Origin of the sequence: Streptomyces sp. NPDC047515 (genome assembly GCF_040643055.1) — a bacterium.
Classification (GTDB): domain Bacteria; phylum Actinomycetota; class Actinomycetes; order Streptomycetales; family Streptomycetaceae; genus Streptomyces.
Map to the genome: position 1 here is coordinate 1 of NZ_JBEYTM010000079.1, position 23,752 is coordinate 23,752.

At 70.7% G+C, this 23,752-nt stretch carries 21 protein-coding genes; 9 read left to right on the plus strand and 12 right to left on the minus strand.

What is annotated here, in order from left to right:
* Nucleotides 1–141: 141 nt before the first annotated feature.
* On the minus strand, nt 142–843 hold the full coding sequence (locus ABZ826_RS35460; RefSeq protein ID WP_361458030.1) for a hypothetical protein: 702 nt from the start codon (nt 841–843) through the stop codon (nt 142–144).
* 159 nt (nt 844–1,002) lie between these two features.
* Between ABZ826_RS35460 and ABZ826_RS35465 the strand changes: the two genes are divergently transcribed.
* Complete coding sequence (locus ABZ826_RS35465; RefSeq protein WP_361458033.1) at nt 1,003–1,548, plus strand: hypothetical protein; 546 nt, start codon at nt 1,003–1,005, stop codon at nt 1,546–1,548.
* A gap of 18 nt (nt 1,549–1,566) precedes the next feature.
* Here the strand turns inward: ABZ826_RS35465 and ABZ826_RS35470 are convergent, their stop codons facing one another.
* The 3 genes from ABZ826_RS35470 to ABZ826_RS35480 are packed head-to-tail and all read right to left on the minus strand — an operon-like array spanning nt 1,567 to nt 3,957.
* On the minus strand, nt 1,567–2,340 hold the full coding sequence (locus tag ABZ826_RS35470) for an enoyl-CoA hydratase/isomerase family protein (protein ID WP_361458036.1): 774 nt from the start codon (nt 2,338–2,340) through the stop codon (nt 1,567–1,569).
* Nucleotides 2,341–2,346: 6 nt separating this feature from the next.
* On the minus strand, nt 2,347–2,799 hold the full coding sequence (locus ABZ826_RS35475; RefSeq protein ID WP_361458039.1) for an OB-fold domain-containing protein: 453 nt from the start codon (nt 2,797–2,799) through the stop codon (nt 2,347–2,349).
* A gap of 9 nt (nt 2,800–2,808) precedes the next feature.
* Nucleotides 2,809–3,957, minus strand: a complete 1,149-nt coding sequence (locus ABZ826_RS35480) for a lipid-transfer protein (RefSeq protein ID WP_361458087.1) — start codon at nt 3,955–3,957, stop codon at nt 2,809–2,811.
* Nucleotides 3,958–4,049: 92 nt separating this feature from the next.
* Here ABZ826_RS35480 and ABZ826_RS35485 point away from each other — a divergent pair, with 92 nt between their 5' ends.
* Nucleotides 4,050–5,609, plus strand: coding sequence for a FadD3 family acyl-CoA ligase (locus ABZ826_RS35485; protein ID WP_361458042.1), 1,560 nt, complete (start codon nt 4,050–4,052; stop codon nt 5,607–5,609).
* Nucleotides 5,610–5,710: 101 nt separating this feature from the next.
* On the opposite strand, the gene ABZ826_RS35490 is transcribed toward ABZ826_RS35485, so the two are convergent.
* Together ABZ826_RS35490 and ABZ826_RS35495 are read right to left on the minus strand one after the other, a co-directional pair.
* Nucleotides 5,711–5,920, minus strand: a complete 210-nt coding sequence (locus tag ABZ826_RS35490; RefSeq protein ID WP_361458045.1) for a hypothetical protein — start codon at nt 5,918–5,920, stop codon at nt 5,711–5,713.
* 211 nt (nt 5,921–6,131) lie between these two features.
* Nucleotides 6,132–9,095 carry a BTAD domain-containing putative transcriptional regulator gene (locus ABZ826_RS35495; protein ID WP_361458048.1) on the minus strand — a complete coding sequence of 988 codons (2,964 nt, stop codon included), beginning with the start codon at nt 9,093–9,095 and terminating at the stop codon, nt 6,132–6,134.
* 262 nt (nt 9,096–9,357) lie between these two features.
* Here ABZ826_RS35495 and ABZ826_RS35500 point away from each other — a divergent pair, with 262 nt between their 5' ends.
* Nucleotides 9,358–10,587 carry an amidohydrolase family protein gene (locus ABZ826_RS35500; protein WP_361458051.1) on the plus strand — a complete coding sequence of 410 codons (1,230 nt, stop codon included), beginning with the start codon at nt 9,358–9,360 and terminating at the stop codon, nt 10,585–10,587.
* Nucleotides 10,588–10,660: 73 nt separating this feature from the next.
* Here ABZ826_RS35500 and ABZ826_RS35505 read toward each other — a convergent pair whose 3' ends face one another.
* Nucleotides 10,661–11,488, minus strand: a complete 828-nt coding sequence (locus tag ABZ826_RS35505) for a MerR family transcriptional regulator (protein WP_361458054.1) — start codon at nt 11,486–11,488, stop codon at nt 10,661–10,663.
* 192 nt (nt 11,489–11,680) lie between these two features.
* Nucleotides 11,681–11,884: a cold-shock protein gene (locus ABZ826_RS35510; RefSeq protein ID WP_003967102.1), complete on the minus strand. Its 204-nt coding sequence runs from the start codon at nt 11,882–11,884 to the stop codon at nt 11,681–11,683.
* A 383-nt stretch (nt 11,885–12,267) separates the two neighbouring features.
* On the opposite strand from ABZ826_RS35510, the gene ABZ826_RS35515 reads away from it, so the two are divergent.
* The 4 genes from ABZ826_RS35515 (at nt 12,268) to ABZ826_RS35530 (ending at nt 17,298) form a co-directional block, all read left to right on the plus strand.
* Complete coding sequence (locus tag ABZ826_RS35515) at nt 12,268–13,146, plus strand: menaquinone biosynthesis protein (protein WP_361458057.1); 879 nt, start codon at nt 12,268–12,270, stop codon at nt 13,144–13,146.
* A 458-nt stretch (nt 13,147–13,604) separates the two neighbouring features.
* Nucleotides 13,605–15,392 carry a serine/threonine-protein kinase gene (locus tag ABZ826_RS35520; protein ID WP_361458060.1) on the plus strand — a complete coding sequence of 596 codons (1,788 nt, stop codon included), beginning with the start codon at nt 13,605–13,607 and terminating at the stop codon, nt 15,390–15,392.
* A 72-nt stretch (nt 15,393–15,464) separates the two neighbouring features.
* A complete protein-coding gene (gene mqnC / locus ABZ826_RS35525) occupies nt 15,465–16,664 on the plus strand; it encodes a cyclic dehypoxanthinyl futalosine synthase (protein WP_361458063.1) in 1,200 nt (399 codons plus the stop codon).
* Between the two features lie 7 nt (nt 16,665–16,671).
* Nucleotides 16,672–17,298: a hypothetical protein gene (locus ABZ826_RS35530; protein WP_361458066.1), complete on the plus strand. Its 627-nt coding sequence runs from the start codon at nt 16,672–16,674 to the stop codon at nt 17,296–17,298.
* A gap of 141 nt (nt 17,299–17,439) precedes the next feature.
* On the opposite strand, the gene ABZ826_RS35535 is transcribed toward ABZ826_RS35530, so the two are convergent.
* Nucleotides 17,440–18,171 carry a DUF3152 domain-containing protein gene (locus tag ABZ826_RS35535; protein WP_361458069.1) on the minus strand — a complete coding sequence of 244 codons (732 nt, stop codon included), beginning with the start codon at nt 18,169–18,171 and terminating at the stop codon, nt 17,440–17,442.
* A 135-nt stretch (nt 18,172–18,306) separates the two neighbouring features.
* Between ABZ826_RS35535 and ABZ826_RS35540 the strand changes: the two genes are divergently transcribed.
* Nucleotides 18,307–19,020, plus strand: a complete 714-nt coding sequence (locus ABZ826_RS35540; RefSeq protein WP_361458072.1) for a demethylmenaquinone methyltransferase — start codon at nt 18,307–18,309, stop codon at nt 19,018–19,020.
* A gap of 125 nt (nt 19,021–19,145) precedes the next feature.
* Here the strand turns inward: ABZ826_RS35540 and ABZ826_RS35545 are convergent, their stop codons facing one another.
* Nucleotides 19,146–19,670, minus strand: coding sequence for a GNAT family N-acetyltransferase (locus ABZ826_RS35545; RefSeq protein ID WP_361458075.1), 525 nt, complete (start codon nt 19,668–19,670; stop codon nt 19,146–19,148).
* A 97-nt stretch (nt 19,671–19,767) separates the two neighbouring features.
* Between ABZ826_RS35545 and ABZ826_RS35550 the strand changes: the two genes are divergently transcribed.
* Nucleotides 19,768–21,054 carry a geranylgeranyl reductase family protein gene (locus ABZ826_RS35550; protein ID WP_361458078.1) on the plus strand — a complete coding sequence of 429 codons (1,287 nt, stop codon included), beginning with the start codon at nt 19,768–19,770 and terminating at the stop codon, nt 21,052–21,054.
* Nucleotides 21,055–21,193: 139 nt separating this feature from the next.
* Here the strand turns inward: ABZ826_RS35550 and ABZ826_RS35555 are convergent, their stop codons facing one another.
* Nucleotides 21,194–22,438 (minus strand): MraY family glycosyltransferase, encoded by a 1,245-nt coding sequence (locus ABZ826_RS35555; RefSeq protein ID WP_361458081.1) that lies wholly within the window; start codon nt 22,436–22,438, stop codon nt 21,194–21,196.
* A gap of 235 nt (nt 22,439–22,673) precedes the next feature.
* A complete protein-coding gene (locus tag ABZ826_RS35560; protein ID WP_361458084.1) occupies nt 22,674–23,723 on the minus strand; it encodes an MFS transporter in 1,050 nt (349 codons plus the stop codon).
* Between the last annotated feature and the right edge of the window lie 29 nt (nt 23,724–23,752).

The window sequence follows — 23,752 nt, forward strand, 5'->3', positions numbered from 1 at the left end:
CACACACCACGTGATCATTCCGGGGCCGTCTCCATGCCCGGAGGGCAGATCACGACCGTCACGCATCACGCATGATCAGCCACCCGACAGGCTCTCAGGGCCTCGGAGGCGCGGGTCTCAGGGCCTCAGGGGTGCGGGGCCTCAGGGGCGCGGGGGCCGGTGCGGATCGGAGCCCTCGTCCGGTACGACGGGGAGCGCGGCCGTGTCCTGGTTCTCCGGCCCGGTCCCGGGGCGCGCGGCTGTGTCCCTGGTCCGCGGGCCCGGACGGCGGGCCCCCGGAGAGGGCCCCGTGTACAGGTCCGGCTCCGGTTCCGGCAGTGGACTCGTCTGCACGGAGGGCCCCGGCTCCTGCGTCGGCGGCCAGGTGTCCGGGTCCTGCGAGCCAGGTGCGGTGTACGGCCGGTGCTCGCGCGCAACGCGGCGCCCACCGCCGCGCCGCCCCGACATCACCGCCGCGCCCAACAGCAGCAGCACCCCGCCGCCCAGCGCGCTCGCCACCCCCCACTGCAGTCCGGAACCGTCGCCCGCGACCGTCAGACTGCCCACCGACTCTCCCTGGCGCACCATCCACAGCACGGTGAACCCGAGCACCACCACGCCCGCGGCCGCCACCAGCAGCCGCGACCGCAGCACCACCCCCACCACGGTCAGCAGGGCGGCGAAGAGGAAGGCCGTCAGGATCGAGCCCAGTGGTCCGGGCCGGCTGACGGTGATCCCGGTGAACAGTTCGTCGATCCGGTAATGACGCCCCAGACGGCCGTCGTACCAGTCTCGGAAGGGGCTCAGCACGGCGGCCGCCGCTCCTACGAGAGCGAGGACCGAGCCGAGGACGTTGCGGACCATCGTCGGCCTCCTGCGTGTGCGCGGACCGGTGTCACATATCGGCACCGCTCTCCGCCTCGACGCTACGCCTGGCCTCTGCCCCCCGCACCTTGCGCTACGGTGTCGCGCGGTCGTTCGACAACAGCAGGAACGGACAACAACACAAGGGGGGCTGTATCGATGATGCGGCAGCACATAAGGCTTTCCGCGGTACTGGTCGTGGTGGTACTCGCACTCACCGGCTTCTCCACCTCCAGCCACGGTGGCCGAAGCGGCAAGAGCAAGGGATCGAGCAGCAGCAGCGGCGGCGGCTGCTCCAACTCCAAGAAGAGCAACGGCAGCTACCACCACAACGACTACGACGACAACGACGACTACGGTTCGTCGAGCGGCTCCTCCGGAAACACCGGTTACGAGACGCCGACCCCGAGCGCCACCGCCTCGGACGATCCCCAGGCGTACGTCTTCCGCTGCGCCCAGCCCCGCAAGGGCACGCGCAAGGCCGTCACCTCCTCCACCGTCAGGCTCACGGCGAGCGCGGCCGGCTCACACACCTACGAAGTCGATGTGACGTTCCTCGACGCGCGGGGCAACACCGTGGACACCGGGGAGGCGAAGGTCGCCGTCGACGGCGGCGAGACCAGGACCGTCCCCGTGCGGATGGACAGTCCGCGCAAGGTCTCCCGGGTGAAGAAGTGCCGGGTCGAGGCCCAGCGGAGCTACTGACCCCACCGAGCCACCGTCTCACCGCGTCCGGAATCCGTTGCCGCCCCGCCCCTGGAACAACTCGGCCTGCCGCTCCGGCGGCAGGTTCCCGAGCGCGATCAGGTGCGGGGCGTGGGCCATGGCCTGCGCCCTGGCCGCCTCCTTCGCGGACCACACGGCCCGTACCGTCCCCTGCACCGCCTCCGTCGGGCACGAGGCGATCACGGCCGCCGCCCGCAGCGCCGCCGCCACCGCGCCGCCCGGCGCCGTCACCTCACTGACCAGCCCGGTCTCGTAGGCCCGTTGGGCCGAGACCCGTTCGGCCGTGCCCATCAGGGACATCCGGGCCACCTCGCCGAACGGCATCCGCTGCGCCATGGAGATCGCCTCGTACGCGCTGACCATGCCGTACGTCGTGTGCGGATCGAAGAACGTCGCCTCCTCCGACGCGACGACGAACTCCGCCTCACTCAGCAGATAGAACGCCCCGCCGCAGGCCATTCCCTCCACGGCCGCGATCACCGGCTTCCACAGATCGTTCGCCTTGGGTCCGATCGCGATCAGCGGATCGTCGATCGTGTACGGGGACGAGGGCTGCGGCACCTCCACGCCCCGGTCGATCCCCGTGCAGAAGGCCCGGCCGCCCGCCCCGGTGACGACGACGGCCCGCACCCCCTCGTCGCAGCGGAACGCCCGCCACGCAGCGGTCAGTTCGGCGGCCGTCGCCAGATCGATCGCGTTGTGCTTCTCGGGCCGGTCCAGGGTGACGAGCGCGACCCCGGTCCCCTCGTCCGTCTCCGTCCGCAGGGCCATCGCCGCTCACCGCTCCAGCAGCCAGCGCACCAGGGTCACCCCGGGACCGGCCGGACAGAACACGGCCCGCACCGGCGCCCCGATCCGCAGCCGCGCCGGATCGACCGAGTCCAGCGGGGCGTCCTGACCGCTCACCACGTTCCCGACCAACCGGATCTCCGGGGCGTCGGCCAGCTCGACCACCACGGCGTTGTACGGGGCCTGCGCGGCGTAGGCGGGCAACAGCGGGGGATGCGGCAGCACGTACGACCAGACGCGGCCACGTCCGCTCATCGGCCGCCACTCGCTCGCGAAGGACTGGCAGTGCGGACAGCACGGCCGGGGCGGGAAGCGGAGCCTTCCGCACTCCGGGGCGGCGCACGCCTGGACGCGCAGTTCGCCGCGGGCCGCGTACTCCCAGAAGGGGGCGCCGTCCTCATCCACCACGGGCATCAGCAGAGCATCCGTATCAGCACCCATGCCAGCTCCTCAACTCCTCAGCAGTACGGCGGAGGTGGGCACACCCTCACCGGCGGTGACCAGGCACGTCCCGGCGCCCGGGACCTGGGCGGTGGAGACGCCGCGCAGTTGTTTCACACCCTCGTTGATGAGGTTGAAGCCGTGGACGTACGCCTCGCTGAGCCCGCCGCCCCCGGTGTTGATGGGCAGCCGCCCGCCGCTCTCCAGCGCCCCGCCCTCGGTGAACGCGGCGCCCTCGCCGCGCCCGCAGAAGCCATAGCCCTCCAGGGAGAGCGGAATGAGCGGGGTGAACGCGTCATAGATCTGCGCGACATCCACGTCGTCCGGGCCGAAGTCGGCCTGTTTCCAAAGCTGTCGGGCGGCCGTCCAGGCGGGTCCGGTGAGCGGGTCGTCGTTCCAGTAGTTGACCATCCCGTGGTGCTGGGCGGGCAGCCCCTGGGCGACGGAGTGGATGTAGACGGGTTTCTGCCGGCAGTCGCGGGCCCGCTCCGCCGAGACGATGACGCAGGCCAGCGCGCCGTCCGTCTCCAGACAGTTGTCGAAGAGACAGAGCGGCTCGCTGATCCAGCGCGAGGTCATATACATGTCGCGGGTCAGCGGTCGCTCGTACATCATCGCGTCCGGGTTCTGGTTGGCGCGGTTGCGGCAGGCGAGGGCGACGTTGAAGAGATGGTCGCGGGTCGCCCCGTACTCGTGCATGTACCGCCGGGCCAGCATTCCGATCTCGTCGGCCGGCCGCAGCAGCCCGTACGGGCGGGTCCACTGGGCGGGGGTGGGCAGTTGCACGGCGGTGTTCTTCCAGGGCCGGGGTCCCGAACCCCGCTTCCGCGACCGCCAGGCGACCCCGACGCTCGCCTGCCCGGTCGCCACGGCGGCGGCGAGATGCGCGACCGTCGCACACGAGCCACCGCCCCCGTAGCCCACCTTGCTGAAGAAGGTGACGTCACCCGCACCGATGGCCTTGGCGATCTCTACCTCGTCGGTCTCCTCCATCGTGTACGAGGCGAAGGCATCCACCTCCGAGGCGGCGATGCCCGCGTCGTCGAGCGCCGCGACGATGGCCCGGCAGGCCAAGGTCTTCTCGGATTCCGGCAGTTGTTTCGCGAAGGCCGTCTGTCCTATGCCGGCTATCGCTGTCACGTCCTTGAGCGCCGCCACCGCCACCTCCGAGGCCGTCGTCACTGCTGACAGCGGCTGAGGCTACAGCTAATCTGACGGATAGTCAGCTACTGCGTCAGAGAGGGCGAGCGATGCGCGGCGACGAGGAATGGGGCAGCATCCCGAAGCTGATACGGGCGGCGGCGCGACGGTACGGGGACCGGGAGGCGGTCGTCGAGGGCCGGACCCGGATCTCGTACGCCGAACTCGGCCACCGCGTCGAACGCGCCGCCGCCGCCTGTATGGCCTCGGGGGTCGAGCCGGGCGACCGGGTCGCGGTCTGGGCCCCGAACACCCTGGACTGGATCGTCTCCGCACTCGGCGCCGTCACGGCCGGGGCGGTGCTCGTCCCCCTCAACACCCGGTTCAAGGGCGCGGAGGCGGCGTACATCCTGGAACGCAGCCGGGCGAAGCTGCTCTTCGTCACGGGTACCTTCCTCGGCACGTCGTACGTGGCGTCCCTGCGCCGGACCGACGTGCCGCTCCCGCACCTGGAACGGGTGGTGGTGCTGGCGGACAGCGCCCCCGACGACTACGTCACCTGGAAGGACTTCCTGGCGGCGGGGGAGGAGGTGTCGCCGGACGCGGTACGCGCCCGAGCCGTCGCAGTCGCCCCTTCCGCCCCGTCCGACATCATCTACACCTCGGGCACCACGGGGCGGCCCAAGGGCGCCGTCATCACCCACGCCCAGACGCTCCGCTGCTACGCGATCTGGAGCGAACTGGCGGATCTGCGCGAGGGCGACCGCTATCTGATCGTGAACCCGTTCTTCCACACCTTCGGCTACAAGGCGGGCATCATCGCGTGCCTGATGCGGGGCGCCACGATGGTCCCGCAACCGGTGTTCAACGTGGACACGGTCCTGGCCAACATCGCCGCCGAACGCATCTCGGTCCTACCGGGTCCGCCCACCCTCCACCAGTCCCTCCTGGACCACCCGGCGCGGGGCGCCCACGACCTCTCCGCCCTGCGCCTGGTGGTGACGGGTGCGGCGGTGGTACCCCTGCGGCTGGTGGAGCGCCTGCGCACGGAGCTCGGCATCGCGACGGTCCTCACCGCGTACGGCCTCTCCGAGGCGAGCGGCATCGTCACCATGTGCCGGCGCGGTGACCCGGCGGAGACGATCGCCTCGACGTCGGGCCGGGCGATCCCGGGCACGGAGATCCGCGTCCTGGCAGCCCCCGGCACCCCCGGCGAGGTGCTGGTCCGCGGGTTCAACGTGATGCGGGGCTACTTCGAGGACCCGGAGACCACGGCCGCCGCGATCACCCCCGACGGCTGGCTCCACACCGGGGACGTCGGCGTCCTCGACGAGAACGGCAACCTCCGGATCACCGACCGGATCAAGGACATGTTCATCGTCGGCGGCTTCAACGCGTACCCCGCGGAGATCGAACAACTCCTCGGCCTGCACCCGGACATAGCGGACGTGGCAGTGATCGGCGTCCCGGACCCCCGCTTGGGCGAGGTCGGCAAGGCGTACGCGGTACGCAGGCCGGGCGCGACGCTGACGGCGGACGACCTGATCGCCTGGTCGAGGCGGGAAATGGCGAACTACAAGGTCCCGAGGGCGGTGGAGTTCCTGAGCGAACTGCCCCGCAACGCGAGCGGCAAGGTGCTGAAGGGGGAGTTGCGGGACAGGGCGGCTTGACCCGCCGTTCCGCCCTGTTCCTACGCGCCGCCCGGACGTACAGCGGCCGCGACGGCTCCCCCTCCGCGCCGCCGCGGCCGCTCCCCCGTACCCCGTCGAATTCAGCTCTGGTTGGCCGGCTCCGTGGTCGCGTGCGTGTTGTCGGTCGTGTCTTCGGCCTCGCCCGCCGGAGCCGCGGTGGCGTGGGTGTTGAGCGGCCTGATCTCGCCGTCCGTGCCACGGATGTCGGGAACGGTCTCGCCCGCCGGAGCCGCGGTGGCGTGGGTGTTGAGCGGCTTGATGATCGGCTCGTTGCTCTTTGCGTCGCTCATGATCGTCTACTCCCGTTGGGTGATTCGGCGTGCTGGGTCGGCAAGGCCCGCCCGGCTGTTCCCCCGTGGACTGCCGGACGGGCCTGTCGGGGCCGCTCACATTAGTGCCACGGCCGTCTGTCGCCCCGTCTGCCCCCCGACGCGACGGGTCGACTGGAAAGAGAGTGTCCTGGGGCGATAAACGAACGATGAACGGCCTGGCGGGAGCCGGTCAAGCGACTGCGGCCGGGTGGAGGAGCCCTCGTACATCGTCGGCCTCCGGCGAACCGAGTGCCTCGAAGATGGCCAGGGCCTCGCGCCAGCAGACCTGGGCACGATCGGTCTGCCCGATGCCGGACAGCGCCCTGCCGAGAACTGTGAGGACATTACCGCGCCGCCATTCGCCCCCGATTCCGCGGAGAACAGTGAGCGCGATCTCGGAGTTGGCCGCGGCCTGCGCCGGGCGCCCGGCAGCGATGTCGACCTCGGCCAGACGGAACAGCGCCATGCCTTCGTAGAGTCGCTGGCGACTGTCCTTGAAGACTTGGTGCGCTTCCTTCAGGCTGTCGGCCGCGTCCTCCAGCCGACCGCTCTGCGTGAGTGCGAGGCCCAACGCGTAACGGCCGTTCGCCCCTTTGAGAGCGTGGTCCATTTCGTCGTACATCTCTGTGCCCTGCTGTGCGAGCGATACGGCACTGGCCGTTCGCCCCATGGCCAGATGAACCCGCGAGAGGTTGCAGAGAGCGGCGGCTTCGCCGGGGCGGTCCTCGACTTCTCGGAAATGAGCTATGGCGCGCGTCAGATGTTCTTCGCCGTCCTTGTGACGGTTCTCGTAGAGCGCGATGATGCCCAGCAGATTTGATGCCCAGCAGGCGGGGAGCGGGTCCTGCGCGACGGCGGAGAGGTGAAGTGCGCGCCGACATTCGTGGCCGGCCAGGTCGAAGCGGCCGGAGACATGGTGCACATTGGCCAGAGTGATGAGGGCCCTGCCCTCCGATTTGGCGTCCCCGGCCAGTTCGGCAGCCTTGCAGGCAGCGGCGACTGTCGCCTCGTACTCCTTTGAATTCGCTCCGGATTCCGCCAGTTCGATGGCGATCCAGAGCAGGTCGACGGCGTGGCGCAACGTCTGCCCGCCCGCGGACTGGCGGGCGCAGGCCAGCAGTGTTCCCGCCTCGGTGTAAAGCCAGTCCTGGGCATCGCGCCGGCTGGAGAACACCAGGCCTGCGTAGGAAGTGGGGGCGAGGTGGTTGACCAGTGTGTCGCCCGGCTTCTCCATGGCGCTCACGCGCGCAACCGTCTCCAGATAGAAGTCCAGCAACCGCGACAGCGCCAACTCCCGCTCCACCGGATCCTGCTCGTCCCGTTCCGCGCAGGAACGCGCGTAGAGGCGCACCAGGTCGTGGTACCGGTACCTGCCCGGCGCCGCCGACTCCAGGAGGCTGGTGTCGACCAGGGCCTCCAGCAGGTCTTCCACCACGTGGGCTTCCAGGTTGAGCAGCGCCGCCGCCGCGGCCAGGGAGATGTCGGGGCCGTCGGCCAGACCGAGGAGGCGGAAGGCACGGGCCTGGGCGGGCTCCAGCTGGCCGTAGCCGAGTTCGAAAGTGGCCTTCACCGCGAGGTCACCGGCCTGGAGTTCGTCCAGGCGGCGTCGCTCGTCCGCGAGTTTCGCCGCGAGGGCGGAGACCGTCCACGTGCGGCGCGAGGCCAGGCGGGAAGCGGCGATGCGGATGGCCAGGGGGAGGAAGCCGCAGGCGGCGACCACGTCCAGGGCCGCCTCGCGCTCGGAGTTGACGCGCTCCTTGCCCACGATGCGGGTGAAGAGCTGGAGCGCCTCCTCCGGGGACATCACGTCCAGGTCGACCAGGTGGGCGCCGGCCAGGTCGACCATCCGGACGCGACTGGTGACCAGGGCCGCGCAGCCCGCGGTGCCGGGGAGGAGGGGGCGGATCTGGGCCGCGTCATGGGCGTTGTCGAGGAGGACCAGGATGCGGCGGCCGTCGAGCGTGGAGCGGTAGAGGGCGGCGCGTTCGTCCAGGGAGTCGGGGATCGCCGAGTCGGCCGTGCCCAGGGCGCGCAGGAACGCGCCGAGGACCGTCTCCGGTTCGGCGGCGCGGGCACCCGCGCCCTGGAGGTCCACGTACAGCTGGCCGTCCGGGAAGTGTTGCCGCGCCTGGTGGGCGACGTGCACCGCGAGGGTCGTCTTGCCGACGCCGCCGATGCCCGCGAGCGCCGACACGGCCATGACCGAACCTTCGGCCGTCGCCAGCCGGTCGCCCAGCTCCCGTACGAAGGAGGCGCGGCCGGTGAAGTCCGGGACGGTGGCGGGGAGCTGGGCGGGACGCACCGGTGCGGCGGCCGGTGCCGGTTCGTCGGCCGGGCAGGCCAGTTCCTCGTCGGCCTGCAGGATGCGCTGCTGGAGCTGGGAGAGCTCGGGGCGCGGGTCGACGCCGAGTTCGTCGGCGAGCAGTCGGCGCGTGTCGGCGTACACGGCGAGCGCTTCCGCCTGACGGCCGCTGCGGTACAGGGCGATCATCAACAGTTCCCGCAGCCGCTCGCGCAGCGGATGCGCCGCGGTGAGCGCGGTCAGTTCGGAGACCGCCTCCGCGTGGCAGCCGACCTCCAGGTCCAGGTCCAGGCGGGTCTCGGTGAGCTGGAGCCGCCACTCCTCCAGCCGGGTGCGCTGGTTCTCGGCGTACGGGCCGGGCACGGAGGCCAGGGTCTCGCCGTCCCACAGACCGAGTGCCTTGCTGAAGAGGCTGCGGGCCTGGGCGCGGTCGCCGCCCGCGCGGGCCTTCTCCGCCTCGGCCACCCACTCCTGGGCGATGGTCAGGTCGAGGGCGTCGTTCCTGGTCCGGATCGCGTACCCGCCGGCGGCGCTGACCAGTGTCTGCGGGTCGAGGACCTTACGGAGCCGAGAGGCGTACGTGCGGACGGCGGCAAGCGCCTGCGAGGGCGGTTCCTCACCCCAGATGGCGTCGATGAGTTCGGAGGCCGTGGCCGTGCGGCCGTCGCGCAGGAGCAGTGCGGTCAACAGAGCACGCTGCTGAGGTGAACCGGACGGCAGCGCTTCTGCGTCCCGCCAGGCCCGTAGCGGGCCGAGTACGGAAAAGCGCAGATCGGCGCCGTCGGCCGACTGCTGCTGCGGAGCCCGCTGCCCCGGAACACGCACGCGTGGCCCGTGGTCGTCACGGTCCATTGATGCCCCCTGTCCTGCTCGCCCCGCCGGTCCTGCCGATCGTGTCGGTGCCGTCCGATCCGGATTCTCCGTCAGTGTGCCGGTCCGGGACGGGGGATCCGGATTGTTCGGTACCGCTGGTATCGCGCTCAACAGTCTGCCTTGTCATGGGCGGACACGTCAGCAGTGGGTGACTCTCTGCACAAGCCCTCGACAACGATTGCGGGGCAGGGACCGGTACAGATAGCTGACGGTTCGTCAGATCGGCGCTACCGTGGTGAGCATGGAGACCTTCCCGAAGATCATCTCGGTGGACGACCACACGGTGGAGCCCGCTCATGTCTGGCGGGACCGGCTCCCGTCCAAGTACCTCGACCGCGGTCCGCGGATCGTCCGCGCACCGCTCAAGGAAATGACCTTCATGGGCGGCAAGTTCGCGCCTGTGATGGGTGCGAAGGGTGACGACGGCCCGATCGGCGACTGGTGGGTGTACGAAGATCTGCACCGCCCGCTCACCCGGCTCGACACCTCGGTCGGCTACGACCGGGACGAGATCAAACTTGAGGTCATCACGTACGAGCAGATGCGCCCGGGTTCGTTCTCGGTCCCCGACCGGCTCGCCGACATGGACGTCAACCATGTCCAGTCGGCGCTCTGCTTCCCCACCTTCCCCCGTTTCTGCGGGCAGACCTTCACCGAAGCGAAGGACCGTGAACTGGGGCTGCTCGGGGTGCGGGCGTACAACGACTGGATGGTGGAGGAGTGGTGCGGGCCCGAGGCGCGGGGCCGGCTCATCCCGCTCACCCTCATCCCGCTCTGGGACGCGCGGCTGGCCGCCGAGGAGGTCCGGCGCAACGCGGCGCGCGGTGTGCGCGCGGTGGCATTCTCCGAGATACCGCCGCATCTCGGCCTGCCGTCCATTCACACGGACGAGTGGGATCCGTTCCTGCGGGCCTGTGACGAGACGGGGACGGTGATCGCGATGCACATCGGCTCGTCCTCGAAGATGCCGTCCACCTCGGCCGATGCCCCGCCCGCCGTCGGCTCCACCATCACCTTCGCCAACTGCTGCTTCTCGATGGTCGACTGGCTGATGAGCGGCAAGTTCGAGCGGTTCCCGAACCTGCGGATCATGTACGCGGAGGGCCAGATCGGCTGGATTCCGTACATCCTGGAGCGCGCCGACGTGGTCTGGGAGGAGAACCGGGCCTGGGGCGGCGTCGCCGACAAGGTCCACCGTCCGCCGTCGGAGCTGTTCGCCGAGCATGTCTACGGCTGCTTCTTCGACGACGCCTTCGGACTGAGGAATCTGGACTCGATCGGCGTCGGAAACGTCCTGTACGAGACGGACTACCCGCACTCCGACTCCACCTGGCCCAAGTCGCGCGAGGTCGGCGAGGCGCAGATGGGGCATCTGGACGCCGATGTCGTGGACCGGATCGTGCGCGGCAACGCGATCGACCTGCTGGGGCTGACGGGCGACGGGCTGTGGGCGGGGCCCGGCGGGCGGTAGGGAGGGTGCGGAACGTGACACCCGGCACCCCGGGTGTCACGTTCCGCGCGTAGCCGCGCCACCCCCGAAAAGGTCAGGCCCTGGTGACCGGCTCCTGGAGCTCCGTCACCCACTTGTCCCGGTCGTCGGGGCACTCCAGGCTGACCTCCCGGGCGTATCCCGTGGACCGGTAGCCGTTGGCGTCGATCCAGCGGGCCAGGGTCTGGGCCGTCGGCAGTACGCCGTCCATCGAGCCCCGGTGCACCATGGTCGCCGCTTCGAACGGGGGCAGCTCGACCACCGTGATCCCGGTGTCGCCGAGCGGGCCCACCGGGGCGGAGACCGTCACCCCCGCGTGGACGACGACCGCGCCGCCGCCCTCCGGGGCGTCCTCGTAGCAGGCGATCCCGGGGCCGCTCGGGGCGACCCCCGCCGCGCCCAGCAGCGGGAAGAGCCGGTCGTACAGCGGGCCGATCACCGGAGTGATGTGCACCGGCTCGAAGCCCGCCGTTGTCCTGGTCAACTCGGCGACCCGTACTGCGGCAATGCTCTTGACCGCTACCTCGTCCGCGGGCATGTGTCCCTCGCTCTCGATCGACCGGAGCCTCGCCTCGCCCCGTGTCAGCCGTGCGGCCGCTGCCGCCATGGCCTCCTCCAGCTCCGCCCGCCGCAGCCGCAGCATGCCGTGCAACTCCTCGGCCCCCACCTGCTCGTCGAGGACGGCCCGCACCTGCTGGAGCGTGAAGCCGAGATCCTTCAGGGCGATGATGCGGTTGAGGCGGGCGAGCTGGGCGGCCCCGTAGAAGCGGTAGCCGGTGTCGGGGTCCGTGCGGTCCGGGTGCAGGAGCCCGATGGCGTCGTAGTGGCGCAGCATCCGGGCCGACACCCGTCCGTACCGGGCGAAGTCTCCGATGGTGAACATGATGTCTCCCAGTGCACGGCTTCACACGGTGGCAAGGTCAAGCCTCGCGGTGCCCCGATGCTGCCGGGAGCCGAAAAGGCGGGGGCGGAACAGGTCAGGAGCGGAAAAGGCAGGAGCCCCGTTCCCCGCCGAGGCGGAGGAGCGGGGCTCCTTGGGTACTGCTAGCCGGCCGCGATCGGCCGACCCGGGCAACTAGGCCGGGGTGACGTTCTCAGCCTGCGGACCCTTGGGTCCCTGAGTGACGTCGAAGTTCACGACCTGGTTCTCCTCGAGGGAGCGGAACCCGGACGCGTTGATCGCGGAGTAGTGAACGAAGACATCCGGGCCGCCGCCGTCCTGGGCGATGAAGCCGAAGCCCTTTTCAGCGTTGAACCACTTGACGGTTCCGGTAGCCATAAGCCCTCCTTGGGCCAAAGGGTTGCCCTGCTCCAGAACCTGCAAAGAAGTCTGAAAACTACAAAAGCCTGCGGGTTACATGCTCCGCAGGCTCTGTACTGCAAGGGAAACCAAACTGCAACTTGCGTCGAGCCTAGCACGCAGCGTGTGCGGAAGGGTAGAGGGAAAGATCACTTCACCCGGATGTTTGATTGCCGTGCCGATGAGCTGACGAAGCGGGTGTCCCGGAGAGTGTCGCGGAGGCGTCCTCAAGGGATACGGAATGAAGACTTCCGATACCACTCCGGGGCGGTATCGGTGCCCCGACAGGCTCTGAGGGAGGCGGGGCGACGCCTCGCGCACCCGGTGCCGTCCGGACGGCACCACGGGTCTAGCCTCGCGATGTGGACAATTCAACCGTCTCAACCGTCGCAGGCGACCACCGTCGCAGCCGGCCGCGCGTCGGCCACATCCAGTTCCTGAACTGCCTTCCCCTGTACTGGGGACTGGCGAGAACCGGGACCCTGCTCGACATGGAGCTCTCGAAGGACACCCCGGAGAAGCTCAGCGAGCAGCTGATCAGGGGCGATCTGGACATCGGCCCCGTCACGCTGGTCGAGTTCCTGCGCAACGCCGACGACCTGGTCGCCTTCCCGGACATCGCGGTGGGATGCGACGGGCCCGTCATGTCGTGCGTGATCGTGTCGCAGGTGCCGCTGGACCAGCTGGACCGGGCCCGGGTGGCGCTCGGTTCGACCTCGCGCACCTCCGTGCGTCTGGCCCAGTTGCTGCTCGCCGAGCGGTACGGGGTCAGCCCGGACTACTACACCTGCCCGCCGGACCTCGGCGTGATGATGCAGGAGGCGGACGCCGCCGTGCTGATCGGTGACGCCGCGCTGCGCGCCAACCTGCATGACGCGCCCCGGCTCGGCCTCCAGGTCCACGACCTGGGTCAGATGTGGAAGGACTGGACCGGGCTGCCGTTCGTCTTCGCGGTCTGGGCGGCCCGCAAGGACTATCTGGCGGCCGAGCCCCACCACGTGAACAAGGCGCACGAGGCCTTCCTGGCCTCGCGGGACGTCTCCCTGGAGGAGGTCACCAAGGTCGCGGAGCAGGCGGCACGCTGGGAGGCCTTCGACGCGGAGGTGCTGGAGCGGTACTTCACGACGCTGGACTTCCGCTTCGGCCCGGACCAGCTGGCGGGAGTGCGGGAGTTCGCGCGCCGGGTCGGCCCGACGACCGGCTTCCCGGCGGACGTGACGGTCGAGCTGCTCGGCGGCTGACCGCAGGGCGGTGGGCGGCCGACGCCTCGGACGCACGGGGCGGGCCCCGGGCCGGCACCGAGTGCGCCGCGTGCCGACGACACCGAGTGCGCCCGCAGTGCGCCGCGCGCGGGAGGCGGTCAACGGGAATGGGCCGGGATATGGATGAATCCTGTACCTCTTGGGTCGGATATCTCTTCCCGGCCTTCTCCCGCCCTTCTCCGGCCGCTTCTCCCCGCCCCGCCATCGATTCGGGTGAATACGCGTCGAATAGCCGATTCCCGGACGGCGTCCGAGGCGAGTCCCGGTCCTGAACCGGAATCGCTCGGGTGAACGACGTATTCACGCCTTTTGTTGTGTCGAAAGCCGTTGTTCGTTCCCTTGAGGGTGAAATCAGCGGATGGTTTCCTCTGGGACCCGATGACCTTTGCACCCTAGGCTTCGGTCGGAGGTCCGGCCGGTCCACAGGGGGAGTCCATATGCAGCCGCTGGAAGCCGGCGAACCGCTGACCATCGGTTCCTACCGACTGCTCGGCAGGCTCGGTGCGGGCGGCATGGGGCGGGTCTATCTGGGGCGCAGCGCGGGCGGACGCACCGTCGCGGTCAAGGTCGTGCACCCCCACTTCGCTCTCGACGAGCAATTCCGGGCCCGATTCCGGCGGGAGGTGGACGCGGCCCGGCGGATCGGTGCGCAGTGGACGGCGCCCGTCCTGGACGCCGACCCGGACGCCCCCATTCCATGGGTCGCCACCGGCTATGTGGCCGGACCTCCGCTGTCCGCCGCGGTCGCCGAGCACGGCCCGCTGCCCGAGCACGCGGTGCGGACACTGGGCGCCGGCCTCGGCGAGGCACTGGCCGTGGTGCACGCCCAGGACCTCATCCACCGCGATGTGAAGCCCTCCAACGTGCTGCTCGCTCTCGACGGTCCCCGGCTGATCGACTTCGGGATCGCCCACGCCATCGGCGCCACCGCCTCGCTCACCTCGACCGGGGTGTCGGTCGGCTCGCCCGGCTACATGGCGCCGGAGCAGATCCGGGGCGTGGACATCTCGGGCGCGGCCGATGTCTTCTCGCTCGGCGCGGTGCTCGCGTACGCGGCCACCGGCAGCGCACCCTTCCTCGGTGACTCCTCCGCCGTACTGCTCTACAAGGTGGTGCACGAGGAGCCCGAGCTGGGGGAGCTCGACGGGGAGCTGAGGGACATCGTCGCCGGGTGCCTGGCGAAGTATCCGGAGGACCGGCCGACTCCCATGGAACTGGCCCGGCAGCTGGCGCCGGGCGGGGCCGCCGCGCTGGTGGCGGTGGGATGGCTGCCCGGCTCGCTGGTGCAAGAGGTCAGCCGGGCGGCGGTCGCACTGCTGGACCTGGAGCCGCAGGACGCGCCGGTGCAGTCGGGGCCGGTGCCGTTCAGCGGTGCTTCGTGGGGTGTGAACGGCGCGAACGACGGCGGCGGTGCGGGCGGTGGGTTCGGCCCACCGGTCGGGCTGTCCCCCTCGCACGAACCCACCCGGCCGCCCCGGCCGAACGGGCCGCCCTCCTGGCCCGCGACCGCCGCGGGTGCGGCCGGGTCGGCGCAACCGTCCGGACTGCCGGGGCAACGCACGTCGGACCCCCGTTTCTCCGTCACCGTCGGCGCGGACTCCGCGGAGTCCCGCCCCGGGGCGAACCAGGGCCGGAGACTGAGCTGCACCGTCGCCCTGGCCGTGGCCGGAGCGCTCGCCGCCGTGACCGTGGGCAGTGCGTACCTGTTCGATCTGATGCCGGGCGGCGGTGGCCGGGACACGGCCGAGCAGGGTGGTGTCGGCACCACCCCGCCGGCCGCCACGCCCTCCGCGGAACACCCGCGGCCCTCGGAATCGGAGTCGGGCACCGGTGGCCCGGACCAGGTCACCGAGGTCCCGAAGGCGTTCACCGGCACCTGGAAGGGCCCGCTCACCGAGAAGACCACCGGGCGGCCGCACGGCACGCTCACCGCTGTGTTCAGCGCCGGGAAGAAGGGCGCGGACGTGGTCCGTATGACCACCGAGGTCTCCGCTCTCGGGCTGACCGTCCGCTGCAACAGCGTCGCCCGGCTCTCCTCCGGAACGGACGAGGAACTGACGCTGCGGGAGCGCGCCGACCCCGCCCGCCCCAGCGACCCGGCCCTCTGCACCTCCACCGAATCCGACGTCCACTTCACGCGGGCCGCCGACGGCACCCTCCGCTTCCGCTCCGAGGAGAGGGGCGCGGGACTTCCGTACGGCACCCTCAGCCGGTCCGGCAACTGACGCCGACAGGGGCTGGCGTAGGGTGAACCGGTCCGTAGATCCGTTGAAAAACCGCCGAAAGGTGACAGCCCGGTGACCGAGAAGGCCGACCTCCAGCCCATCCTCGACCGAGCCGCCGAGGGCGGTCGGATCACTCCGGAGGAGGCTCTCGACCTCTACCGGTCGGCGCCGCTGCACGCGCTGGGCGCTGCCGCCGACGCCGTACGCCGACGCCGCTACGCCGGTACGGAGCACATCGCGACGTACATCATCGAGCGCAACATCAACTACACGAACGTGTGCGTCACGGCGTGCAAGTTCTGCGCGTTCTACGCCGCGCCCAAGGACACCGCCAAGGGCTGGTCCCGCGACCTCGACGACATCCTGCGCCGCTGCGCGGAGACCGTCGAGCTCGGCGGTACGCAGATCATGTTCCAGGGCGGGCACCACCCGGACTACGGCGTCGAGTACTACGAGGAGCACTTCTCCGCCATCAAGAAGGCGTTCCCGCAGCTGGTCATCCACTCGCTCGGCGCCTCCGAGATCGAGCACATGGCCCGGATCTCCGAGGTCTCCGTCGAGGAGGCCATCCAGCGCATCCACGCCGCCGGTCTCGACTCCTTCGCGGGAGCGGGCGCCGAACTGCTGCCGGCCCGGCCGCGCACGGCGATCGCCCCGCTCAAGGAGTCCGGCGAGCGCTGGCTGGAGATCATGGAGGCCGCGCACCGCCTGGGCGTCGAGTCCACCTCCACCATGCTGATGGGCACCGGCGAGACCAACGCCGAGCGCATCGAGCACCTGCGGATGATCCGCGATGTGCAGGACCGCACGGGTGGCTTCCGCGCGTTCATCCCGTACACGTACCAGCCCGAGAACAACAAGCTGAAGGGCCAGACGCAGGCCACGCTCTTCGAGTACCTGCGGATGATCGCCATCGCCCGGATCTTCCTCGACAACGTCGCGCACATCCAGGGCTCCTGGCTGACCACCGGCAAGGAGGTCGGCCAGCTGTCACTGCACTACGGCGCCGACGACCTCGGCTCGATCATGCTGGAGGAGAACGTCGTCTCCTCCGCCGGTGCCAAGCACCGCTCCAACCGCCTGGAGATCATCGACCTGATCCGCAAGGCGGACCGCGTCCCCGCCCAGCGCGCCACGACGTACGAGCACCTCGTCGTCCACGACGACCCGGCGAACGACCCGGTCGACGAGCGGGTGGTCTCGCACATCTCGTCCACCGCGATCGAGGGCGGCACGGCCCACCCGGAGCTGAAGCTCCTGAACGCCAACTGAGTCCGCCTTGCTGACGGTTCACGCCGCCGACGCGGTGCACGGCGCCCCGGACGGGGCCGACTCCGTGGCCGTGGACGGCGGTGTGGTCGTCGCCATCGGTACGTACAGGGAGCTGACCGCAGCCCGTCCGCAGGCCCGGATCCGGCGATGGTCCGGTCTGATCACCCCGGGACTGCTGAACGCGGGGGCGCCCGCGCTGCTGGAGACCGCCTACCACCCGGATCCCCGCGAGGCGGACGAACTCGGCAACGCCCCGCTCACCGGTGACGCGCTCACCGCACTCGTCATGGACGACGCCCGCTGGGGCGCGAGTGCCCGGCGCGGACTGCAACGGATGCTGCGGCACGGCACGACTGCCGTCCGGGGCCCCTTCACCCGCCCCGCCGTGCGCACGGCGGTCGCCCGCTCGGGGCTGCGCGTCCACGGACCGGGCCCGGCGCCGGGACCCGTCTCGCTCGACCCGTTGGCGTCCGTGCCGGAGCCGGCCGACGCGTTCGCGGCGGTCCTCGCCGTCGGCGGGCCGGCGGATCTGGCCGTGTTCGGCGTACGGGACCTGGCGGCGCTGCGCACCGCGGGCGCCGGGAGCTGCACGGCGACGGTGCTCGGCGGACGACTGGTCTTCCGCCGCAGCTGAGACGAACCCTCGCCGAACCCGAACCCGAACCCGAGTCCAGGCCGCGTCCTCGCCGCGTCCGAGTCCCGTGCCCCGGGCCGCAGCCGAGTCGCACCGGTGTCCTGTCCGGGAGGGGCCGGGACGGACCGGGACGGAGCCCCGTCACGGTACCGACGGGCCGCCCAGGTACCGGCCCTCGGCGTCGTACGGCCAGGCGTTGGAGACGCACCCCTTCAGCCCGTAGATCTGCTGCATCATCGCCGGGGCGGGACGGCCCTTGCCCGGACAGGTCTCGTGGCCGTGGCCCAGCCAGTGCCCGACCTCGTGGTTGATGATGAGGGCCCGGTAGTCGGCGAGCGGACCGTGGAACTCGGGCGATCCCTGTTGCCAGCGCTTGAGGTTGACCATGACATCGGTGCCGACGCGGCAGTTGACCTCGCCATGGGTGTCGAGGCCGCTCCGTCCGCAGATGGCGTCGGTGGTCCCGGGGGTGGCGATACGTATGACCAGTCCCGCCGGGCCGTCGGCGACCTGGCGGAAGGTGTGCTCGCCGTGGTGCGACCAGCCACGTGGCGCGGCCAGGATGCGGGCGATCTCGGCGGCGGCCCTGTCCGGGTCGACGCCCGAACCGTCCTCCACCTCGACCTTGTAGGCGTTGCCCCCGGCCCTGGATGTGCCCGTGTCCGGGACGCCCGCGCGGGCGACGGTGAAGGTGCCGATCGCCGACGTGCTCCCGGACGCGGACGGTGTGGCCGCTTTCCCTTCCCCGCCACCGCTCCACCGGGGCCCCACCACGGCTGCACAGATCAGTACGGCCGGGACGACCACGGCGACGAGCAGCCGGTTCCGACCGCGTTCCGGCCAGAACCGCCGACGCGCGCCCTGTGCGGACATCTGTGCTCCCCCTGCTCCCGGTGACTCCGTGCTCCCCCTGTACTGACTGCCGGTGGGCCGAATCGGTTCAGTCCACACGGGCACGACTCGCGACCGGCGCGAAGCACGACGGACCGGGGCTGCTTGAATGGGCGGGTGACCCGAGCTTCCCTGGACAAGCAGCCGCACGAAGTCGCCACGATGTTCGACGACGTGGCGGCGAACTACGACCTCACCAACGACGTGCTGTCGCTCGGCCAGGCCCGGCTGTGGCGCAAGGAGGTCGCGAAGGCGGTGCACGCCCGGCCCGCGGAGAAGGTCCTCGACCTGGCCGCGGGCACGGCGACGTCCTCGCTGCCCTTCGCCGCGACGGGCGCGTACGTCGTGCCGTGCGACTTCTCCCTCGGCATGCTCCAGGAAGGCAAGAAGCGCAATTCCTGGCTGCCCTTCACCGCGGGCGACGCCACCAGGCTGCCATTCCGCGACGAGACCTTCGACGCGGTGACGATCTCCTTCGGGCTGCGCAACGTCCAGGACACGGACGCGGCGCTGCGCGAGCTGTACCGGGTGACGAAGCCGGGCGGCCGGGTGGTGATCTGCGAGTTCTCGCAGCCGACGTGGAGGCCGTTTCGCACGGTGTACACGGAGTACCTGATGCGGGCGCTGCCGCCGGTCGCGCGCGCGGTGTCGTCCAACCCCGACGCGTACGTCTACCTCGCCGAGTCCATCCGGGCCTGGCCCGACCAGGCCGGGCTCGCGGCGAAGCTCCAGCGGGCCGGCTGGTCGAAGGTCGCCTGGCGCAACCTCACCGGTGGTGTGGTGGCACTGCACCGGGGCGTGCGCCCGCCGGTCTCCAAGCCCCAGCCCTGAGGACCGGGCCCCCCGCGCCGACGGACGGGGCCCGCGGCCCGGTTGAGGAGTTCTGCGGCCCGAAACCCCGGGCCCGTGCCCGGAACGTCCGGGCCCGTGCCCCGAAGGACCGGTCGGGCCCGTCGTCACGGGGCCAGTTCCAGCCGGAAGCAGCGCACTTCATTCCCCGACTGCGGTGCCGTGAAGCTCTCCGCCCGTTCCATCCCCAGCCGCCGGGCCACGGCGACCGACCGCTCGTTGCGTGCGTCGATCGTCGCCACGACCCGTTCCACCCCGGCCGCGCGCAGCCGCTCCAGCGTGAGGCGCGCGGCGGTGGTGGCGTAACCCCGGCCCCAGGCCGACCGGGCCAGCCGCCAGCCGATCTCGGTCTCGCCCACCGGGCCGTACGTGATCTGCGGCCAGGGCTGGGCGCCGGTGAAGCCCGCGACCTCACCGTCCTCGCCGAGCACCGTCCACAGGCAGTACCCCAGCTCCGCGTCGAGTCTGCGCTGTCGGGCGGTCCACTCCTCGTACATCGAGAGTTCCTCCGACGCACCGCCGAAGAACTCCATCACCTCGGGGTCGTCGAACGCGCGGTGCCAGGAGAGCGCGTCCTCGTCGGTCGGGACGCGCAACTGCACGGAAGGAGCGGCGAGTGGCACGGTCGACATCGGGGAGCCCTTCGGAAAGTTGATCAGCGGACCCCCATAGACTGCACGGGACAGGTGCCGCGCGGCACGCGATTTCGAGTCTTCGGGAGATCCGACCGTGACCGAGCAGCCCCTCTCCGAACACAGCGCGGATGTGATCGTCGTCGGGGCAGGCCCGGCCGGTTCCACGACCGCGTACTACCTCGCCAAGGCCGGACTGGACGTCCTGCTCCTGGAGAAGACGGCGTTCCCCCGGGAGAAGGTCTGCGGCGACGGCCTCACCCCGCGCGCGACCAAGCAGCTCGTCTCCATGGGCATCGACATCTCCGAAGAGGCCGGCTGGCTGCGCAACAAGGGTCTGCGCATCATCGGCGGCGGCGTCCGGCTCCAGCTGGACTGGCCCGATCTCGCCTCGTACCCGGACTACGGACTGGTCCGCAAGCGCGACGACTTCGACGAGCAGCTGGCCCGCCAGGCGCAGAAGGCGGGCGCGCGGCTGCACGAGCGCTGCAACGTCGGCGCCCCGATCGTCGACGACCGCACCGGCCGCATCACCGGCGTCAACGCGAAGCTCGGCGAGGAGAAGACCCCGGTCACCTTCCACGCCCCGCTCGTCGTCGCAGCCGACGGCAACTCCACCCGGCTGTCGCTCGCCATGGGCCTGCACCGGCGCGAGGACCGCCCGATGGGCGTGGCCGTGCGTACGTACTTCACCTCGCCCCGCCACGACGACGACTACCTGGAGTCCTGGCTGGAGCTGTGGGACCGGCGCGGCCCCCAGGACCAGCTCCTGCCCGGCTACGGCTGGATCTTCGGCATGGGCGACGGCACGTCCAACGTCGGCCTCGGCATTCTCAACTCTTCCTCCGCGTTCAGGGAGTTGGACTGGCGCGAGGTCCTCAAGGCGTGGTGCGCGTCCATGCCGGAGGACTGGGGCTACAGCCCGGAGAACATGACGACGCCGATCCGCGGCGCCGCCCTCCCGATGGCCTTCAACCGCCAGCCGCACTACACCAAGGGCCTGCTGCTCGTCGGTGACGCGGGCGGCATGGTCAACCCGTTCAACGGCGAAGGCATCGCGTACGCCATGGAGTCGGGCCAGATCGCCGCCGACGTCATCGTCCAGGCCCACGCCCGCGCCACCCCGGCCCAGCGCGAACTGGCTCTCACCAACTACCCGAAGGTGCTCAAGGAGACCTACGGCGGCTACTACACGATGGGCCGCGCCTTCGTGAAGCTGATCGGCAACCCGAAGGTCATGAAGGTCGCCACCCAGCGCGGTCTGACACACCCGCTGCTGATGAAGTTCACGCTGAAGATGCTCGCCAACCTGACCGACCCCACGGGCGGCGACGCGATGGACCGGATCATCAACGGCCTGTCGAAGGTGGCCCCGAAGGCCTGAGCGGGCGCCCGGACGTGTCGTCGGCGGCGGGAAGGGACGTGTGCCGCAGCCCCAGCGGCCGGACAACGCGCTGCTGGAGTTCGCGGCCCGGTCACGACCGGAACCGCCGCGTGGGCTACCACCGGAATCTCGGCGTGGGCTACGACCGCCGCCCCGCGTCCGCGCTCGTACGGCGGACGTCCGCCTTCTCCTCGGCGCGCCGCCCGCCGGTGGCGACCACGCGGCCCCCGGGCCTGCGCGGCAGAACCCGACCCAGGAGGCGGGCGACGTGGGCCTCGTAACGGGGCTGGAGCAGCAGGACCAGGCCCAGCCCGCAGACGGCCGCGACCCCGAACAGCATCCAGGACTTAGCGCCCCGCGCCGAGTAGGCCACGATGACGAACGAGAACAGTGCCGACCAGAAGTACATGAGCAGCACGGCTCGGCGGTGCGAGTGGCCGAGCTGGAGCAGGCGGTGATGGAGGTGTCCCTTGTCGGCCGCGAAGGGGGACATCCCGTTCCAGGTGCGCCTGATGACGGCGAGCACCAGGTCCGCTACCGGCAGCGCGATGACGGACAGCGGCAGCAGCAGCGGAATGTAGACCGGCACCATCGCGGCCGACTCGGACGTACCGTCGACGGTCTGCTTGAGGAGGCTCGGATCGACCTCGCCCGTGACGGAGATGGCGCACCCCGCGATGAGCAGCCCGAGCAGCATGGAGCCGGAGTCCCCCATGAAGATCCGGGCCGGGTGTGAGTTGTGGACCAGGAAGCCGAGGCACATGCCCACCAGGATCGCGGAGACCAGCGTGGTGGCTGCGGCGGACTCGATCCCGTAGCCGTACCAAAGCCTGTAGGCATACAGGAAGAACGCCGTGGCCGCGATGCCCACCGTCCCGGCGGCCAGCCCGTCGAGCCCGTCGACGAAGTTGACCGCGTTGATGGTGAAGACGATCAGTCCCACGGTCAGCAGGGTGCCCTGCCAGTCGGCGAGATAGATCCCGTCGGTGCCCGGCACCGGGAGCCAGAGGATCGTCAGCCCTTGGAACGCCATCACTCCGGCGGCCAGCAACTGTCCGCCGAGCTTGACCAGCGAATCCAGCTCCCACTTGTCATCGAGGACCCCCAGCAGCCAGATCAGTGCGGCACCGGACAGCAGCGCCCGGGGCGCCGAGCTCTGGGTGAAGATCTCTTCCAGGTGCGGCAGATGGGAAGCCACGAGGAATCCGGCCAGCAGCCCGCCGAACATGGCCACGCCGCCGAGGCGCGGAGTGGGTTCGCGATGGACGTCGCGCGCCCGGATCTCGGGCATCGCCCCGATCGAGATGGCGAACTTCCGCACGGGTCCGGTCAGAAGGTGGGTCACCGCCGCTGTGACGAACAGCATCAGCAAGTAGTCCCGCACGGGCGGCCTCACATCCTGGCCCAACAGGCCGGTACCTGAACAGTTTTCCGGTGTTTCCGGGGCTGCTGCTCAGGGTTGGACGGAGCCGGTGGCGAGTCCGATCCGGCGGCACGGGTGGCCCGGATCCTGTTCGAGGCCCCTCACTGCACCCCGGCGAGCCTAACTCATACGGATTTCTGTGCGGCGGGGAGTGGCGCGGGGCCCCGGCGAGCATGGGCTTCGAGCGATACGTACGTCAGCGGGCGGACATGTCACTCGATGTGCCGACCGCCGCGCAGCATGAGCGTGAACCCGCAGGGCTCGCCGCGGTGGAGTGCCCCCAGGGCCTGCACCCGGCCACCCTTGTCGGACCAGTGGAGGGCGCGGGCCGGCTCACGTGGCGTGAGGCGGAAGAGGTGGTTCGCCCGGAGCCGGACACGGATGGCGCGGATGGCTTCCTGGGGCGTGGCCATGGTGCGCCGTCGACCACCGGCAGGTGACGGTGTACGTCACGGACGACGAACGGGGCCACCTGCCCGCGCCGCCGCCTCCACGTACCGCCGGGCCGGAGGCCGAGAGCGGCCGGGGGCTCCTCCTCGTGGACGGGCTCGCCGCCCGGTGGGGGACCACCGCGTACGGGGCGCGGTCGCCGCACACGAAGCGCCGGCACCACCAGGAGCATCAGGGCCAGTACGCCCACGCTCAGCACCCCCATGACCACGAACGCCGTCCGCCAGCCGGCCTGGCTGCCGATGAACGTACCGACGGGGACGCCGAGCACGGAGCCCAGCGGGACCGCCGAGAAGATCACCGCTGTTGCTCGGCCGACCGACGCCGGGCGGACCAGCCGCCCGGCCAGTCCGGCCCCGATGGACCAGAAGCCGCCGATGGTGACCCCGACCATCACCGGGGAGACCAGGACGAGGCGGTAGTCGCTCGCGGCGGCGGTGGGGAAGTCGGCCAGGGCCAGCAGGAGCATGAAGGCGCAGAGCATCACCCGCCGGTCGACACGCGCCGTCGCCACGGTGACCAAGGGGGCGGAGACCGCCGCGAGGAGTCCGGGCATGGTCATCATCAGGCCCGCTGAGCCGTCCGAGACGGCGAAGTCCGAGCCGATCGATGTCAGCAGGCCGATGGGCAGGATCTCGGTGGTGACGATCGAGAAGATGCCCAGCATCACGGAGACGACGGCGAGTCGGCCGCGTAAGGGGGTGCGAGGAGGGACGGCGGTGCGTTCGGAGGGGGGTGCCTCTATGTCGTTCGTCAATCCCGCGCTGTCGGTTTTGGGGGTGTGGGTCCCATTCATGCGGCGAGGGTGACGGTGGGGGTTCGGGA